The sequence below is a fragment of the Mycobacterium kyorinense genome, from assembly GCF_001672775.1.
Taxonomy (GTDB): Bacteria; Actinomycetota; Actinomycetes; order Mycobacteriales; family Mycobacteriaceae; genus Mycobacterium; species Mycobacterium kyorinense_A.
Genome location: NZ_LZKJ01000036.1, coordinates 18,774 through 35,903, shown reverse-complemented (window position 1 = coordinate 35,903; position 17,130 = coordinate 18,774). Strand labels below are relative to the sequence as shown.

The window sequence follows — 17,130 nt, the reverse complement described above, 5'->3', positions numbered from 1 at the left end:
TGCCGTCGGCTATGCGCACAACTATGTGCCAGGCAAAAGGACATCGGCAGGAACTGCGGACCGGTCAGCCGTTGCAGGCCGCTGCGATCCGACGCCACTGTTCACGAGGGAAGGCCAATGGGTCGGCCGTAAGCACCTGAACGCTGACGTGATCGGCGCCCGCCGACTGATGTTCGGCGACCCTGCGCATAACGGCCTCCTCGTCTCCCCACACAATGATGCCGTCAAAAAGCCGATCGCTCACCCGAACCAAGTCATCCACCGAGAACCCACTGCGGCGCAGCAGATTATTAGCGTAAGTTGGCAACGCCGCCAAATACGCCCGTAGCCAATGTGTTCCAATGGCACGAGCCTCGTCGGCGTCGTCACACAGGATCACGGTCTGCACCGGTAACAACAACGGAGCCTCACCTAATGCAGCGCGGGCAATGGCGGTGTGATCCGGTGTCACCAGGTAGGGCTGCGCACCGCGGGCGCGGTTCGCGGCCAGCGCCAGCATTTTCGGGCTCTGCGCGGCCAGCAGCCGCCGGTCGGCGGGCACCGGCTTGTCGGCCGCATCCAAACTATCTAGGAACGCCACGGTCGCTGGCAGTGGCTTGCCGTATAGGCCCGGCCGGTTGGCGTCGATTAGCCGGGCGTGGCCGCCGCCGATACCGAGCAGGAAGCGGTCGCCATGGGCGGCGGTGAGCTCGGCGTAGGACGCAGCGACCTCGCTCGGTGAGTGCATCCAGAGGATCCGGATGCCCGCCGCGATCACCGTCCGCCTGGTTGCGCCAAGCAGGCCGTGCGCCGCATCAAACACCGGTCCGCCGGCGTCGGGGATCCACAGCGCCGCAAATCCAAGCTCCTCCAATTCCGCTGCCGCCTCGGCGGCTTCCGCCGGGTCGCCGTAGCGCAGCTGCGCACTCGATACTCCGATACCGGCAAGTTCCAACTGAAGTATTCCTTTCTTGCTGTGCATGATGATCGATGCTGTCGCAGACGTACTAGCTGCAGTTCCTGCCTCTGGCACGCTGAATCATGTTTGACTGCCCGCTTTTTGCCAAGACCACAACCTGTTTGGTGCGGACACGATCGGCAACAGGCAAACGTGGGAGAGGCAAAACAGCAGGGACTAAACCAAACCAGTAGGCACCGGCCAGGCAAGCTCTGCCAGCAGGTCAGAGCTGAGTCCCGGCGGAAGATCTGCAGTTGCATCCGACGAAGTCGTACCGACATATGCCAGCGGCGTGCTGGAATCCATGACGCTGGATTTGCAGCCCGGCTGCGCGGTCTGCAGTGAATCAAGACCCACATTCCGGTTGAGGGTGACCAGCACATCCTGCAGCACCGACTGCAGCAGAACCACGTTCACAGCCAGCTTCACCAGCTGGTGCAGCAGTGCGGCCTGCACCTCGCGAAAGGCACCTGCAGTGCCGCCCGAGGAGAGATCTCCGAACGCCGGTTGAAGGGCCAAACGAACGTTCGCCAAGCCAGCAGCGCGGCTAGAAACGGAGCTTCGGAACGTCATGCTGATCACGAGCACATAACCGAGAGGGTTAGCGATGATCTGTGCATCGATAGGCAGAGGGTCAGGTAGCACACCTTGACCACGGTTCTTCCGATTGCCGAATGTGTTGGTAGCTGAGGCCGGGTAAACGAACCGGTCACCGAGGCCAACCAGACTTCCGACCAGTGAATTATCTCGCCCATCGACGCCGCGTGAGCCAGTGCCCGACACGAGGTCGCCGCTGCCCTCGCCCACCTCGTTTTCGAGTCCGGCGGATGTGTCGATCACGGTGTCGGATGCAGCACCCAGGTGCGCTGCGCGCCCCTGGAACTTCGACACGTCAGACGCTACCGGCATGGCGACGACGGCGGCTACGACGAGCAACGCGATGCCAGAAGTCATGCATCCGCGTAGGCGGGTAGCGATTCTCAGTCCACCGCATTCCGGAATACCGACGGTTCTAGAACCATGGGCTAACTGCACAGCACCTCCTCGTTTATCGATGGGGCCTGATGGCGTCCGCAAGGAGCCAAAATGGCACCGGTCGACGTGTACCGCGATGTGGCGGCACGCACGTGTCTGTGACAGGTGTGGCGTACACCCCGGGCGCACCGATTGCTGCGGCAACGGCAACCCGTGTCAGGCCAAGGCCGCCCGTGGCGCAATTTGTGGGAAAGCCGGCTCAATTCACCGGGACCAATAGCTCTCCGCTCCGCACACTGGCTAAAGGCAGCCCACCGAGGAGATGAGATTATGGCTACTCAGTCGATCGAAACTATTGCCGGCATCGCCATACCCGACAGCCTGCTGGTACGCGAGGCCACCGACTTCATTCGTGATGCCGAAGACGACTTGCTATTCGACCATTCCCGGCGGGTATTTCTGTTCGGCGCACTACAGGGCAGCCGCCGCGGACTGCAACCGGACCTGGAGTTGCTCTATGTCGCAGCGATGTTCCACGACCTGGGCCTCACCCAGCGCTACCACGCCTCCAACCTGCGCTTCGAGGTTGATGGTGCCAATGCGGCACGAGACTTTCTGCTCCGCCACGGCGTCGATGACGCAGACGCTCGCAAGGTATGGCTGAGCATCGCCTTGCATACCACCCCAGGAGTGCCGCAATTCTTAGAACCCGAAATCGCTTTGGTCCATGCCGGCGTCGAGACCGACGTGGTCGGCATCGGCCGCGACGATCTCTCCTCAGAAGCTCTCGCAGCCGTCACAGCTGCTCATCCACGTCCGGATTTCAAGCACCGTATCCTGGCGGCCTTCGCCGACGGGATGAAGCACCGCCCGCGCACCACTTTCGGCACCATGAACGCTGACGTACTCCAACACTACGATCCCACATTTGTCCGCGACGACCTCGTACAAGCCGTCCTCAACAGCAGCTGGCCCGAATAACGTGCAGCGTCAACTTACTCACTGGTCGGATGACGCGGATATACGATTCAGAGTCCTCAGTGCTGTTGTCGCAGAACATTTCGGCTACCGGAGCAAGCCGATTTCAACAGCGGTCACAGCCAGCAGTGTTGTGATTACGGCGTGAATGAGCAACAGCCGTAGCGGCGAAGCTTCCCTTAGAGCTTGAATTTCGTCCACCTGCGCGCGATCACCGGTGACGTAGCGGGGTGCCGCACATGACTTCTCGGGGGCCGGTACAGGGATCGTGCCGGTACAGGACCTTGCGATGTCGCAACGTGTAGGTGTTAGGTGATTCACGATCCTTACCTGTCGTCATCTTGCTAGTGAGGCATTGGGCTAGTACCACAGGACGTTTGTGCCTGCGTCTTGTGGCACAGAGTGGCCCTCAACCGTGTCTATCGTGACCAAGTGGGCAAAGACGTGTCTCTGGCCCAAATTTCGTGCACGAGGGTTGCATCAGATGTTGACGACGCCTTTCGCACGCACCCGGCCTTTATGGCCGACAAGCGAAATGAAAACAAGACTGGCGAACCATGCCCCTCGCGAGAGACACAATGCTGGTGTGAATGACATCGTTGCGAGACCGCGGGTGGTGGTGATGGTCGTCTTCGAGGGGGTGACGCTTCTGGATGCCGCCGGCCCGGCCGAGGTCTTCGCCGCGGCGAACCGGTTCGGCGCGGATTATCGACTCAAGGTCGCAGCTGTGGGCGGGCGAGATGTCACAACCTCAATCGGAACCAAGTTGGGTGTCACCGACGATATTTCAGCCATTGAATCAGCCGACACCATTATTGTCGCCGGCGGCGACAAACTGGTCGGACGGCAACTCGATGCGACGCTTGTGGAGGCGCTTGGATCGTTGTCGGCGCGGTCGCGGCGTTTGGCTTCCGTCTGCACAGGTTCGTTCGCCTTGGCACAGGCCGGCTTGTTGAGCGGTCGGCGCGCTACCACGCACTGGCGATATACACGGCTACTTGCTCGGGAATTCCCGGATACATGCGTCGAACCGGATGCGATCTTTGTTCGTGATGGCGAGATCTTCACCTCGGCCGGGGTCTCGGCCGGCATTGACCTAGCGTTGGCCTTGGTGGAAATGGATCATGGCGCGGAGTTGGTTCGCGAGGTGGCACGGTCGTTGGTTGTCTATCTCAAACGCGCGGGGGGACAGTCCCAGTTTTCTGTCTTGGTGGAGGCTGATCCGCCGGCCCAATCGGTGCTGCGTTCGGTTACGGCGGCGATCGCGGCGAACCCAAACGCCGACCACAGCGTGAAAAGCCTTGCGGCAAAGGCGTCCTTGAGTACGCGGCAACTGGCCCGGCTGTTTCAATCTGAACTTGCCACAACCCCGGCCCGATATGTTGAGATGGTCCGTATCGATATCGCAAGAGCCCAACTCGAGTCGGGATGTACAGTGGCTCGCACGGCGCAGTTGGCCGGCTTCGGCAGTGCCGAAACGCTCAGGCGAGTCTTTGTCAACCGCCTCGGCGTCTCTCCCAAGGCCTATCAAGGCAGATTCCGCACTACTGCCCGCAATGGAGAAGACACTTTACCCGCGCGTTGCGCCGGCACGACCGCCGATCACGACGGGCAGAACTGATATTGGTTGCGCTCCCGATGTCGCTAATTGTGGGAAAAACGTCCCTACATCAGTGGTCCCATTCCGCGGGGGCGCGGACACTGGTTCCGTGACTTCGCGACGCGACGACGGATCATGCGGCACAGCCGCGCTCATTCAGTGCCGGGCCAATACAACTTCGTCATCGGCCAGGCGGATAGGATGTTGATGAACGCGGGCGCTATCCTCACACCCGATAACATCGAGCGCCGCCTGGGTTTCGCGCCACAACAGCGGATCACGTCTCCTGACAAAGCTATGTCGGCGGCCATTTGGCGTTTTCAACACAAGTCCTCGTACGAATTGTCTGGCTGCATGAACGAGAGCACTAACGTGATCTCGATGCCGGTCAGCGGGCATCACCATCACACCTACTTCGCCAACGGACGGCGGAAGTGGAGCGGGCGACATCCGGCGTTTCACATGAACATCGTGGTCGCCGGGGAGCAGCCGCGAGGGGTATTCACCTCAGAGCAGCCCTTCACGTACTTGCACATGTACTTGCCGCACACCATGATTGAGCGACTCGCCGTGGAGAGCGGTGCGGCCGAGAAAGGTTGCACGGTCGCTCTGGTTGATCCGATGTGTTCGCGGGATCCGTTCGTCGAGGCCACCTGCCGGCAGATCCTTCGCGAGATGACACAACGCGACGGGTGTTCTACCATGATGTTCGAATCACTCTGCCAGCAACTTGCTGTTCGCCTAATACGGCGGCATTCATCCTTGTCGGGCTCCACAGCTTTCGCTGAGAAATCCGGCCCAGGCTATCGCGATTGGCGCCTGCGGCGCGCGATCGAGTACCTCGAGGCACACCTATCGGGCGACGTCGGCTTGACCGAGCTGGCCCAGGTAGTGGGTTTATCGACAGCTCGGCTCACAGTTCTTTTTCGCGAAGGCACGGGCGAGCCGCCGCATCGCTGGCTGATGAACCGCCGCTTGGCACGCGCGCTCGAACTGTTGAGGAACCCGTCTCTGAGCATTACCGAAATCGCGCATCAATGTGGCTTCGCAAGTTCTCAACACCTGGCCACCGTCACCCGCCGACAGCTCGCCACTACGCCGACGGCCTATCGTCAACAGCTACTCGACCACCATTGATTGGTGCAATCCTGCGCTAGGCGAGCAGTGGCCGCGCCATGCCGTCACGGCATGCGGGTCGTGGATACCGAACCACGGCAATAACCACGGCAATGAGTCCCGTCGCGTCGGATGTTGTGGGAAAAGCGACTCAAATGGCTCTAGGCGGATAACCGTTGATCCCCGCAGACTGATTGAAGGTTGCGTACACGAAGGCCTAACGCGGCCATCGTCTGCAGCGCCGCAGAAGCCCATGACCGAATGTCGAGGAAGGTAGTGGATGTCGATTGCCCCGCTCAGGGACACCGGCTCGCCTTCGCGAGGAGATGATGGTGCCTGAACTTCGTGATGCCGCAGTAGTTCTCGGGGCAAGTATTAGTGGGCTATTGGTCGCCCGGGTGCTTGCAGACTTCTACGGCACGGTGACGGTGGTCGAGCGGGATATTCTCCCGGACGGACCGGTAAACCGGCGCGGCGTGGCACAAGGCGGCCTGCCCCACCTTCCGGCAGCCCGCGGGATGCAGATCATGGGGGAGCTGTTTCCCGGTTTCGTCGACGAATTGGTCGCCGGTGGCGCACGGGTGTGGAACGACGGTGACCTGTCACGGTTTTGGGTATCGTTCGGCGGCCACCGGTTCTTGCGATCTGGCACGATTCCCGACCCCGATTCGATAGTCAGCTACTACGTCAGCCGGCCGTTTATCGAGTGGAGCCTGCGTCGCCGGGTGAATGCCATTTCCAACGTGGAGCTCGTGCAGGGTCACGATGCGGTGCGATTGACGTCGGCCCAGAAACGCGACCGCGTGACCGGTGTTGTGGTGGCACGCCGCGACTCTGGCGTCGAAACCGCCCTGGCGGCCGACCTTGTCGTAGACGCATCTGGGCGTGGCTCGCGGGCACCTGTGTTTCTCGACGACCTGGGCTATCCTCGTCCGCGCGAAGACCAACTCACGGTGCACGTCAGCTACGCCGGTCTGCCGGTCCATCTACCGCCGGACACATTGCGCGAGTTCCTCGCCTTCAGCGGCCCTGAGCCCAGCCGTCCTGTGTGCTTCGCGATGTTTGCCGGCGAGAACGACACCTACAGGCTCGCGGTCCAAACGGTAGCGGGACAAAAGCCGCCCGCCGACCGCATCGGGCTGCTGGACTGCCTGGCCGACATGGCGCCCCGGCACGTGCTGGACGCCGCGCGCCGTGCCGAGCCACTCGCAGACATGACCCACTATCGATTTCCATCAAACCGGTGGCGCCGCTACGACCAGTTGGCGCGAACACCCGACGGCCTGATCGTGGTGGGCGATGCGTTCTGTAACTTCAATCCACTCTACGGACAGGGCATGTCGGTGGCCGCTATCGAAGCGCTCATCCTCCGCCAGTGCCTGCAGCAAGGTGACGGTAACCTACCGCGGCGGTTTTTCCGCGCGTCTGCCAAAGAGATCCGGGTGGCCTGGCAGGCGGCGGTCGGATCAGACCTGGCTTTGCCACAAATAGCGGGGAAGCGTCCACTATCTATCCGGATCATCAACGCGTATCTGGACCGGGTGCTGGCCGCCGCCGAAACAGATCCGGCAGTGGTCCAGCAATTCCTGCGGGCGATGAACCTCGTTGATCCTCCCTCTCACTTGTTGCGCCCGTCGACAATGCTGCGGGTAGTCAAGACGTCACGAAAGCGAGGAGTAACCCAGAGGGTGATGTCACCCATGGCGGCCCGAGATACCACCGCGTCCGGCAATCCTGGGCAAGGGGGCGCCATAGCGGGTTACCGGGCAAGTGATGCCTGAAGCCTTGCATTGGCCAACCCTCGTCCGTAACAGCGAAAACCTCGATCGCCAGAGATTCCGCATCACGTTCCCGTACATGATCCTCGCCGTGGCCAAAATCCGCACCCAAAATGAAAGCGATTAGCCGTGTTCAAGGTCGGGCTGTCAGAACATCTATTACACACCCGGTACTCACCGACCGCATTGGTGAGCGCAAGCTATCTCACTGCGGTGGGCAGCCGGGTGGACTCGTTTTGGCTGCCTGACCATCTCAGCTCACTGTTTCCGCGATCGGTGATGACGCCACAGTATGTCGGGGCTGCACGACTGGCCCCCAAAATCGACGCACGTCTGGAACCATGGACGTTACTGGGGCATCTGGCCACCCGAAACCGGCTGGGGCGGCGAAGACTTGGGATTGGTGTCACCGATGCAAGCCGCCGCAATCCGGCGGTTACCGCACAGGCGGCCGCCACACTGCATCTTCTCACCCGCGGACGAGCCATCCTCGGAATCGGAACAGGCGCGCGCACAAGCAACGAACCCTACGGCGTGGAGTGGTCGAAGCCGGTGGCGCGCTTCGAAGAAGCTCTAGCCACCATTCGCGCGCTCTGGAATTCCGGCGGCCAACTCGTCACCCGTGAGTCGCCGTTCTTCCCGTTGCGCGATGCCGTGTTCGACCTACCGCCCTACCGCGGCAAGTGGCCGGACATTTGGATCGCCTCCCACGGACCGCGCATGCTGCGGGCCACTGGGCGCTATGGCGACGGGTGGTTTCCCGCAGCCATGGCGATGCGACCCAAGGACTACACCGCCGGCCTGGAAAAGGTTCGGGCCGCAGCTTCAGATGCTGGACGCGACCCCATGTCCATCACCGGAGCGGGTTTGTTCTTCGTCATGACCGGACGCAGCCGCGGCCAGGTCGACGAGGCGCTTGGTTCGCACGCCATGAAAGCGTTCGCGCTCGACATATCCGCCGAGTTATGGGCCCGCCACGGGGCGCGCCATCCACTCGGTGATGACTTCACTGGTGCACAAGACATCATCCCGCAGACACTCGACGAACACACCGTCCTGTCGTTGACCGCTGACGTGCCGCCGTCACTACTCAAAGAGAGTCTCCTCACGGGCACATCCGGTGACGTCATTGAGCAGGTCGCCGAATGGCGTGACCACGGTGTGCAATATGCGGTGATATTCAACGTCAGCCCCGTGCAACCCAACCTGCGCCATGGTTTGGCCGCAAGCCTTCCGCTCATCAGAATCCTTGGCGGACTACGCAATCTATGAGCCAGACCGGAAGGCGGTCTGCCGCTGGCCGTACAGAAGTTTACATTAGACAGAGCAGGAGAACATACATGGCGACCTTCGGGTTTGCCCCACGCTACGATTTTGTAGTTTGCGGCTCCGGCTCATCGGGATCGGTCGTCGCGGGCCGGATAGCAGAAAACCCCGATGTCAGTGTTCTCCTGCTGGAGGCGGGTGGCACTGACGATGTGCCTGCCGTCCAGGATCCCGCCCAATGGCCGCTGAACTTGGGCAGCGAGCGTGACTGGGGGTTCGTCTCTCGACCGTCCGCTCATGTCAATGGCAGATCGATGTTGCTTTCTATGGGCAAGGTTCTCGGTGGGGGATCCAGCATCAATGTGATGGTATGGGCGCGGGGACACCAGAGCGACTGGGATCATTTTGCCGCAGAGGCGGGTGACCAGTCCTGGGGCTACCACTCGGTGCTCGACATTTATCGCCGGATCGAAGACTGGCATGGGCCGTGCGACCCAAAGTACCGCGGCGTCGGCGGCCCGATTTCCGTCGCTCCCGCACCGGATCCCAATCCGCTGGCCCCAGCCATCGTTGAGGCGGCGCGCACACTGGGGATCCCCAGCTACAACAGTAATAACGGGACGATGATGGATGGGGATGGCGGGGCATCGATCGTCGACCTGACATTGCGCGATGGGTTGCGACAGTCGGTGTTTCGTTCCTATGTCCACCAGCACCTGCACCGGTCCAACGTGACTGTTCTTACCGGCGCAACGGTGACGCGGCTAGCGTTCGAGAAGAATCGGATCGCCGCGGTGGAGTTTTCGTACGATGGAAGGCCCCACAGCGTTGCCGCGGCGTGTGAGGTTGTCGTTTCGCTGGGCGCAGTGAACACGCCGAAGCTACTCATGCAGTCGGGCATCGGTGACGCTGACGAACTACAACGCTTCGGGATTCCCGTCGTTGCCGATCTGCCCGGTGTCGGACGGAACTATCAGAATCATCCGCGGATCGACTGTGTTTGGGAGTGGCGAGAGCCGCTCGAGCCGCGCAACAACGGGGCAGAGGCCACGGTGTTCTGGAAGAGCGACCCAAGCCTCGAAGCGCCTGATCTACAAATTTGCGCAGGGGAATTCCTCCTGTGTAGCAAGGAGAATGCCGAGTCTTACGGGGTACCTGAGCACGGATGGACGATGTGTGCGGGTGTCCTACGGCCCAAGAGCCGTGGTCGGGTTCGTCTAACCGGCCCCAATCCGGGCGACCCGGTGGCGGTCGAGGGAAACATGCTGGCGGACTCCGACGACGTCGAGGTTGCACTTGCATGCGTTGACTTATGCCGCGGAATCGGTAATTCCAAAACGTTGCGGCGCTTCACCAAGCGGGAAGTGATGCCGGGTGATCTCGCACGCGAGGAGCTCATCCGCTTCGTGCGCAACGGCGCGGAAAGCTACTTTCACCCATGCTGCACGGCGAAGATGGGGCGAGACGCGATGTCGGTCGTTGATGGAAGTCTCAGAGTTTATGGGGTAGACGGACTTCGAATCGCAGATGCATCGATAATGCCCCGTATCACCAGCGGCAACACGATGGCTCCCTGCGTAGTCATCGGCGAGCGCGCCGGTGCCATCCTCAAGTCGGAGCATGGGTTCTGACCGCCTCGATAGGCGGTTCGACTTCCACGAATCAACGAGCCGCCGAGGCCAGCGTCGCAAAGGAGCTGACAATGACATCACCCAAAGCCACTCGGGCATTCCTTGGTCATCTCGGTGCCCGCCCAGGAGCCCTGGTGCTGGACGTTTTCGGACCGATCGTTGAGTTCGTGACGCCGGAAAGCGACGAGCATATCTGTGTGATGCGTGCGGTCGTGCCGCCAGGAGTTACAGTGCCGCTGCACAGCCACGGCGACTTTGAGGACTTCTTCATCCTCGCGGGTGGCCACCAAGTTCTTGTCGAGGGCGGGGGCGGTCTGCAATGGCATGATGCCCATGCCGGCGATTACGTCCGCATGGCGGGCGATGCGCCGCATGCTCATCGCAATATCTCCGGCGAACCCGCTGTCGATCTGGTCATCACAACGGCGACCATGGGCAGATTCTTTCGGGAAGTCGGTCGCCCACTTGGCTCCCCGCCGCCGAGTGCTCGTGAAACGGCACATTTCGCCGAGATCGCACGCCGTTTCGGTTATCGACTGGCGACACCAGAGGAAAATGCGGCCGTCGGCATAACGCTACCGGCGTTCACAGCGTGAGCCCGCGCCAGCCCATGGATGTCGCCGAATGCGCAGCTGTGCGGCCACATCCACGACCGCCCTTCAATGGGCCGTCCCACTATAACTATCAAAGGGCTGTTGGACTCACCCCTGCGAGCAGACGACATGCGTGAAGTTGGCGAGGCGGCAATAGTTCTGGGGGCGAGCATAAGTGGGTTGCTCGCGGCCCGGGTGCTCGCAGACTTCTACCGCACAGTGACCGTTGTGGAGCGCGACATACTCATCGACCGACCGACGACCCGGCGAGGAGTGCCGCAAGGCGGTCTGCCTCACATTACACACCCGCGCGCCACCCAGATCATGAGTGAGCTGTTCCCCGGTTTCCTCGACGAGCTGGTGGTCGGCGGCGCGCAGGTGTGGAACGACGGTGACCTGTCACGCCTTTGGATGCGGTACGGCGGACACCGGCTTTTGCGATCTGGCACGATACCCGACCCGAAGTCGGTAGCCGCCTACTACGTCACCCGGCCATTTCTCGAATGGAGTGTGCGTCGACGGGTCCATTCCATGCCCAACGTGGAGATTCTCGGTGGCCACGACGCGGTGCGGTTGGCGTCTAGCGCTGACTCTGAGCGGGTGACCGGTGTTGTGGTGGCGCGGCGCAGGTCTGGAGCGGAGAAGACCTTGGCGGCTGATCTGGTCGTGGACGCCACCGGGCGCGGCTCACGGACACCGGTGTTCCTTGACGCGCTGGGCTATCGTCCTCCACGACAAGACCAACTGATGGTGCGCGTTGCCTACGCCGGCCTGCTGGTTCATGTACCGCCGCGGACCTTGCGCGAGTATTTTGCGTTCGCCGGCGCCGAGTCCAGCCGCCCTATGGGATTCGGGATGGTTGCCGGCGAGAACAACACCTACATGCTCGGCGTCCAGCCCATCGCGGGACAACCACCGCCCAGCGATCGCGACTCCCTGCTCGCCTGCCTGGCTGATATGGCACCTTCGCATGTGCTGACGGCAGCCCGCTGTGCCGAACCGCTCACAGACGTCGCCCACTATCGGTTCCCCTCTAACCGGTGGCGTCGCTACGACAAGTTGGCGCGCACGCCCGATGGCTTGCTCGTTGTCGGTGACGCAATGTGCAGCTTTAATCCTGTCTACGGGCAAGGCATCTCGGTGGCCGCAATCGAAGCAATCGTTTTGCGACACTGCCTGCAGCACGGCGATCGGAACTTGCCGCGGCGATTTTTCCACGCCACCGCTAAAGAGATCCGCGTAGCTTGGCATGCGGCGGTGGGCTCTGATCTGGCCCTGCCCCAAACCCCGGGTAGGCCATCACTTTCCATACGGATCAGCAACGCTTACCTAAATCGGCTGCTGGCCGCCGCCGAAACCGATCCGGCCGCCGTCCAGCAATTCCTGCGGTTGATGGGCATGGTTGATCCTCCCTCGCGGCTGCTACGCCCGTCAACGATAATCCGCGTCATCAACGCATCACAAAAGCAGCCTGACCAAAAAGCGATGCCTGCCGGCGGTTAAAGACGAGCCGCTGCTGAAGCAGCTGCCAGACAAGCGATTTCATGCAAACCCGCCGGTTTGCGGAGATAGGAAACGAAATGCAGCGTAGTGACAACGACACATGGAACCTGGCCACCAGTGTGGGCGCGACGGCAACCATGGTGGCCGCAGCCAGAGCAGCAGCCAGCAGGCAAGCGGATCCAATCATCAATGACCCGTTCGCCGAGCCCCTCGTCCACGCGGCAGGTATCGACCTGTTCACCCGGCTGGCCAGTGGCGAGTTGGAATTCGCCGATATTGAGACCGGTTGGATGATGCATTATTTTGCCGTCCGCGCGCGGTTCTTCGATAGCTTCTTCCCCAGCGCGCTATCCGCCGGTATCCGTCAAGCGGTAATCGTCGGATCTGGATTGGACTCGCGTGCCTACCGTCTGGAATGGCCGGCCGGCAGCATCGTTTACGAAATCGACCAACCCGAGGTGATCGATTTCAAGAACTCGGTCCTGACCCGGATGGGCGCCACACCAGCTACCCAACTACGCACGATTGGCATCGACCTACGCCTGGATTGGCCAACGGCACTGCGACAAGCGGGTTTTGATCCCTCAAGCCCCACCGCGTGGCTGGCCGAGGGATTGCTGATCGGATATCTGCCTTGCGATGCTCAGAATCGCCTGCTACACCAGCTCACTGCACTAAGTGCACCGGGCAGCCGATTCACCGCCGATCACTTGACGGATGACTCAAGCTCCATCGGCTCATATCTGCTGGGCGTTGCTGAGAGCTGGAAGCGGCATGGGTACGTCGTCGACTTCGGCGACCTTACCTATCCCCGCGATCGCAGCGATGTCGAAAAGTACCTTCGCGCGCGCGGCTGGCACACCACAGACTACGGCTTGGGTGATTTGCTAAACGGTGCTGGAGGGTCGGCGAAGATCCCGGACAACATATTGAGCGGGCACGACGCACTCCATTACCTTATCGCCGCCCGAACTAACCGCTGACCCTGAGGATACGGCGCCGGCCACCATGCTGGCCGAGACGACCGACCATCGGCAGATGCGATCAAGGGGCACTTCCCTGCAACCTCATTGGGGAAGAAGAGCAGCGACTGGGTAAGACGTTCGATCAGCTGAATCGGGTCGCCCGCTTCTGTGTGAGCAACGGCGATGCGACCGCACCAACTGCCGGCCACTCGGCTAGCCACCGGCGGATGCGACCCCGGCCGCTTCGCTGCAAGCTCGTACTGAACGGCGAACTAACCCCTGTGCAGGAAAGGAAACTGGGATGAGCATCCGCATTCTGGCCTTATTGGGGAGCCTGCGGATTGCCTCCTACAACCGCCAGCTCGCAGAGGCCGCCATCAAGCTCGCACCTGAGGGAATCGACGTCGACCTCTACGAAGGGCTCGCTGAGGTGCCCTTCTACAACGAAGACCTCGATCAGCCCGCCGTTATCCCGCCCGCTGCCGACGACCTGCGCGTCGCCGTGCGGTCCGCTGATGCGCTGCTGCTGGTCACGCCCGAGTACAACGGCTCCATCCCGGCCGCGCTGAAGAACGCGATTGATTGGGTTTCCCGTCCGCAATACAGGGCGGCGGTCATCGGAAAGCCAGTCGTCGTCGTCGGCACCTCCGGTGGGCGCTACGGCGGGGCATGGGCTCACGAGGACGCCAGGAAAGTAGCCCGCGCCGCCGGAGCGACGGTCCTCGATGAGATAGCCCTGTCGGTGCCCCACGCAGCGACGCGGTTTGCCGACGCTCCTCCCGTCTGCGACGAGGAAATCATCAGCAAGCTGCCCATCATCCTGGCTGCTCTCGCCGGAGCGGCCCAATCCTGTTGCGAGCCCGCACTCTCACGAGAAGTAGGGCTGCCCCGTAGAGCCCCGCAACCACTGAGCGACTGAACAAAGGAAACCTGTCATGCCAACTTCACTCACGACAAACCGCCGCGGCGCCGCCGAGGTCGAATCGTTCCAGGCTCCGGCCAGCTTGTTCGGGGACCTGCAAACGGTGCTGGTCGACTTGATCGAATTACACCTCCAAGGCAAGCAGGCACACTGGAACCTCATCGGAAGGAACTTCCGCGATCTGCATCTTCAGTTGGATGGCATCGTCGATATCGCGCGTGGCGCCAGTGACACGATCGCCGAACGTATGCGCGCACTGGACGCGGTTCCCGACGGACGCTCAGACACAGTCGTTGCCACAACGACCGTTCCAGCCATACCGCCAGGCCTGCACAGCGTCAGCGACACAGTCGACATGATCACCAGCGCAATCTACGCCGTCGTGGGCACCATACGCACTGTGCACGACGACGTCGACGCCGCCGATCCCTCGACCGCTGACCTGCTCCACGCGATCATCGATGATCTAGAGAAAGAAGCGTGGATGCTCAAATCGGAAAATGGCACGGCCTAAGAGCCCGCGCAGCTGCCGTCGTCACCCCGAGATACACCAAATCGGCAGTAGTGCAGCAAAACTGGCATTTCGCTGAAAGGAGGAAGAGGATGCGCTTCGTGGTTGCCATGACCGGAGCGACCGGCGCCGCTCTGGGCATTCGTCTACTGGAAGTTCTTGGGCAGCTGGGGGCCGAAACACACCTCATCCTCAGCGACTGGGCGCGCGCAACGATCAAGATCGAGACCGACACCAGCGTCGACGAGGTCCGCGCTCTGGCTTCGCACGTGTACAGTGCCCGCGATCTTGCGGCAAGCCTCTCCAGTGGGTCGTTCCGCACAGATGGCATGGTCGTCTGTCCGTGCAGCATGAAGACGTTGAGCGCCATCAGGATCGGCTTCAGCGACAACCTGATCACCCGCGCTGCCGATGTGACGCTGAAGGAGCGCCGCAAACTCGTTCTGGTCGCGCGGGAGGCTCCGTTGAGCGAGATCCACCTGGAGAACATGCACTATCTGGCGCGCGCCGGTGCCGTGATCTTCCCGCCGACAGTGGCCTATTACGCGCGGCCGGTCTCGGTCGACGAGGTGACCGACTACGTCGTCGGCCGCGTCATCGATCAACTCGGAATCGAACACTCTCTGATCAAGCGCTGGAAGGAAAATCCGCGCCCGGTCTCAGTGAACGGCGAACTAGCCGCCATCGTGTGAGGAGAACAAAGTGACGACGAGTACCAGCCTGCCGGAAACCACGGACATCACCCTACCGAAAGAGCAGGAGACGGGTCCCGATCAGCGGAGTTGGTTGGCCACACTCGAAGCTGCTGGCCAGTTGCGCCGCATCACCGCTTCGGTTGACTGGGATGAGGAGATCGGGGCAATCACCCGCGCCAACCTTTCCCTGGGCGGGCCAGGGCTACTGTTCGAGAATATCGTTGACCACGAGAACACCTGGTGCACAAAGCTGTTGACGTCAGCACTCGGCAGCCGGCGCCAGGTTCAGTTGATGCTGGGACTGCCCGAAGACACCGGCGATTCGGCTATCGTGCGCCACCTTCGAGAAGCCTTCAAGAAACCCATCCCGCCGTGCGTCGTCGACAGCGGCCCAGTCAAGGAGAACATCCTCCAAGGCGACGATATTAATTTATGGGAGCTTCCGGTCCCCAAGTGGCACGGTGGTGACGGCGGTCGCTACATTGACACGTTCTGCGGAGTGGTCACCGAGGACAAGGTGACGGGACGCGACAACATTGGCCTTTATCGCGGGCAGATCGTTGACCGCGACAAGATCGCCAAGCTACTGGTGCCCACTCAGGGCTGGGGCGTCCATATGGAGGGGTACAAGCCAGAGCCGATGCCGGTCGCCGTCGTCTACGGCTGGCACGATGTCATGCCATTCTGTGCGGGCAGCCCATTCCCAAAGAACATCTGTGAATGGGACATGATGGGGGCCCTTCTCGGCCGCCCGGTCGACCTGGTTGCCTGCGAAACGGTGCCGTTGTACGTTCCGGCCACCGCAGAGATCGTCGTTGAGGGCTTCATCGATCCGGACCCGTCGACCTTCGCCATGGAGGGTCCGTTTGCGGAATACCCGGGTTTTCTTGGCGGCGCGGCACCGGCGCCGGTTCTGCGGGTCACGCGAATCACCCACCGCAACGACCCGGTGCTTCGGGGCACCCTCGAAGGGATACGGCCGGGACTATTCAACGAAGACAGCATCACCAACTTTGCACGCTCGGCGATTACCTGGAATGTGCTCGACGATCTTGGGATCGGCGGCATTACCGATGTGTGGATGACGGAGGTGACCAACGGTCAAAACACTCTCGTGCAAATCCAAAAGCGTTACCGCGGCCACGCGCACCAGATCGCCTCCGCGCTATGGGGCACCGGCGGATCAGTGTGGTTTCACAAGAACGTCATGGTCGTCGAGGAGGATATCGACATCCACGACCCGGTAGCGCTCGACTGGGCCATGTCATACCGGGTCAACGCCGGCCTCGGCGATATCGCGTTCTTTGGTCCGGGTATCGGCTCATCGCTGGATCCGTCGACCCCGCCGGAGTTGAACGACACGAATAAATACGGCACCGGCCAATGGACCCGCGTCCTCATCGACGCCACCCGAAGCTGGGAGATCGAGCCCAGGCCGGAGTGGGGCGGGCGCCGCTTCCCGCCGACCGACAGGCTGGCTCCCGAGTTGGAATCCCGAATCGCCACTCGCTGGGCGGAATACGGGATCGGCATCCCCTACCTCAACGATGAGGAACGCGAAATGCTGACGTTGCAGAAGCTAAGCAAGCGGCTACCCGAGGCTTAGTTCGCTTCGGTAACAGTCGAAAGTCTCTGGCGCCAAGCCGCGTTCGCATCGCCA

The 17,130-nt window shown here is 61.7% G+C and carries 15 protein-coding genes; 13 read left to right on the top strand and 2 right to left on the bottom strand.

Annotated features, from left to right (window positions below; all coding sequences use genetic code 11):
* Positions 1–64 precede the first annotated feature (64 nt).
* Both A5707_RS02855 and A5707_RS02850 read right to left on the bottom strand, forming a co-directional pair.
* Positions 65–934 carry a TIGR03620 family F420-dependent LLM class oxidoreductase gene (locus tag A5707_RS02855; RefSeq protein WP_065013031.1) on the bottom strand — a complete coding sequence of 290 codons (870 nt, stop codon included), beginning with the start codon at positions 932–934 and terminating at the stop codon, positions 65–67.
* Positions 935–1,114: 180 nt separating this feature from the next.
* On the bottom strand, positions 1,115–1,891 hold the full coding sequence (locus tag A5707_RS02850) for a hypothetical protein (protein WP_065013013.1): 777 nt from the start codon (positions 1,889–1,891) through the stop codon (positions 1,115–1,117).
* A 351-nt stretch (positions 1,892–2,242) separates the two neighbouring features.
* On the opposite strand from A5707_RS02850, the gene A5707_RS02845 reads away from it, so the two are divergent.
* From A5707_RS02845 to A5707_RS02785, 13 genes are all read left to right on the top strand, one after another.
* Entirely contained in the window at positions 2,243–2,893 is a 651-nt protein-coding gene (locus A5707_RS02845) for an HD domain-containing protein (protein WP_065013012.1), read from the top strand.
* A gap of 619 nt (positions 2,894–3,512) precedes the next feature.
* Entirely contained in the window at positions 3,513–4,511 is a 999-nt protein-coding gene (locus tag A5707_RS02840; RefSeq protein WP_232000608.1) for a GlxA family transcriptional regulator, read from the top strand.
* Between the two features lie 114 nt (positions 4,512–4,625).
* Positions 4,626–5,627, top strand: a complete 1,002-nt coding sequence (locus A5707_RS02835; RefSeq protein WP_232000604.1) for an AraC family transcriptional regulator — start codon at positions 4,626–4,628, stop codon at positions 5,625–5,627.
* A 311-nt stretch (positions 5,628–5,938) separates the two neighbouring features.
* Positions 5,939–7,387 carry an FAD-dependent oxidoreductase gene (locus A5707_RS02830; RefSeq protein ID WP_156657502.1) on the top strand — a complete coding sequence of 483 codons (1,449 nt, stop codon included), beginning with the start codon at positions 5,939–5,941 and terminating at the stop codon, positions 7,385–7,387.
* A gap of 126 nt (positions 7,388–7,513) precedes the next feature.
* Positions 7,514–8,656 (top strand): LLM class flavin-dependent oxidoreductase, encoded by a 1,143-nt coding sequence (locus A5707_RS02825; RefSeq protein ID WP_065013010.1) that lies wholly within the window; start codon positions 7,514–7,516, stop codon positions 8,654–8,656.
* A gap of 68 nt (positions 8,657–8,724) precedes the next feature.
* Positions 8,725–10,281 (top strand): GMC family oxidoreductase, encoded by a 1,557-nt coding sequence (locus A5707_RS02820; protein WP_065013009.1) that lies wholly within the window; start codon positions 8,725–8,727, stop codon positions 10,279–10,281.
* Positions 10,282–10,415: 134 nt separating this feature from the next.
* Positions 10,416–10,877 carry a cupin domain-containing protein gene (locus tag A5707_RS23000; protein ID WP_232000603.1) on the top strand — a complete coding sequence of 154 codons (462 nt, stop codon included), beginning with the start codon at positions 10,416–10,418 and terminating at the stop codon, positions 10,875–10,877.
* A 66-nt stretch (positions 10,878–10,943) separates the two neighbouring features.
* Complete coding sequence (locus A5707_RS02810; RefSeq protein WP_331713110.1) at positions 10,944–12,377, top strand: FAD-dependent oxidoreductase; 1,434 nt, start codon at positions 10,944–10,946, stop codon at positions 12,375–12,377.
* A gap of 77 nt (positions 12,378–12,454) precedes the next feature.
* Entirely contained in the window at positions 12,455–13,360 is a 906-nt protein-coding gene (locus A5707_RS02805; protein ID WP_065013029.1) for an SAM-dependent methyltransferase, read from the top strand.
* A gap of 283 nt (positions 13,361–13,643) precedes the next feature.
* Entirely contained in the window at positions 13,644–14,261 is a 618-nt protein-coding gene (locus A5707_RS02800) for an NAD(P)H-dependent oxidoreductase (RefSeq protein ID WP_065013006.1), read from the top strand.
* Positions 14,262–14,277: 16 nt separating this feature from the next.
* Positions 14,278–14,778 carry a Dps family protein gene (locus A5707_RS02795; RefSeq protein WP_065013005.1) on the top strand — a complete coding sequence of 167 codons (501 nt, stop codon included), beginning with the start codon at positions 14,278–14,280 and terminating at the stop codon, positions 14,776–14,778.
* An 89-nt stretch (positions 14,779–14,867) separates the two neighbouring features.
* The gene (locus A5707_RS02790) at positions 14,868–15,467 is read left to right on the top strand and encodes a UbiX family flavin prenyltransferase (protein WP_065013004.1); all 600 of its coding nucleotides are present in this window, start codon (positions 14,868–14,870) and stop codon (positions 15,465–15,467) included.
* 10 nt (positions 15,468–15,477) lie between these two features.
* Complete coding sequence (locus tag A5707_RS02785) at positions 15,478–17,076, top strand: UbiD family decarboxylase (protein WP_065013003.1); 1,599 nt, start codon at positions 15,478–15,480, stop codon at positions 17,074–17,076.
* Positions 17,077–17,130 lie beyond the last annotated feature (54 nt).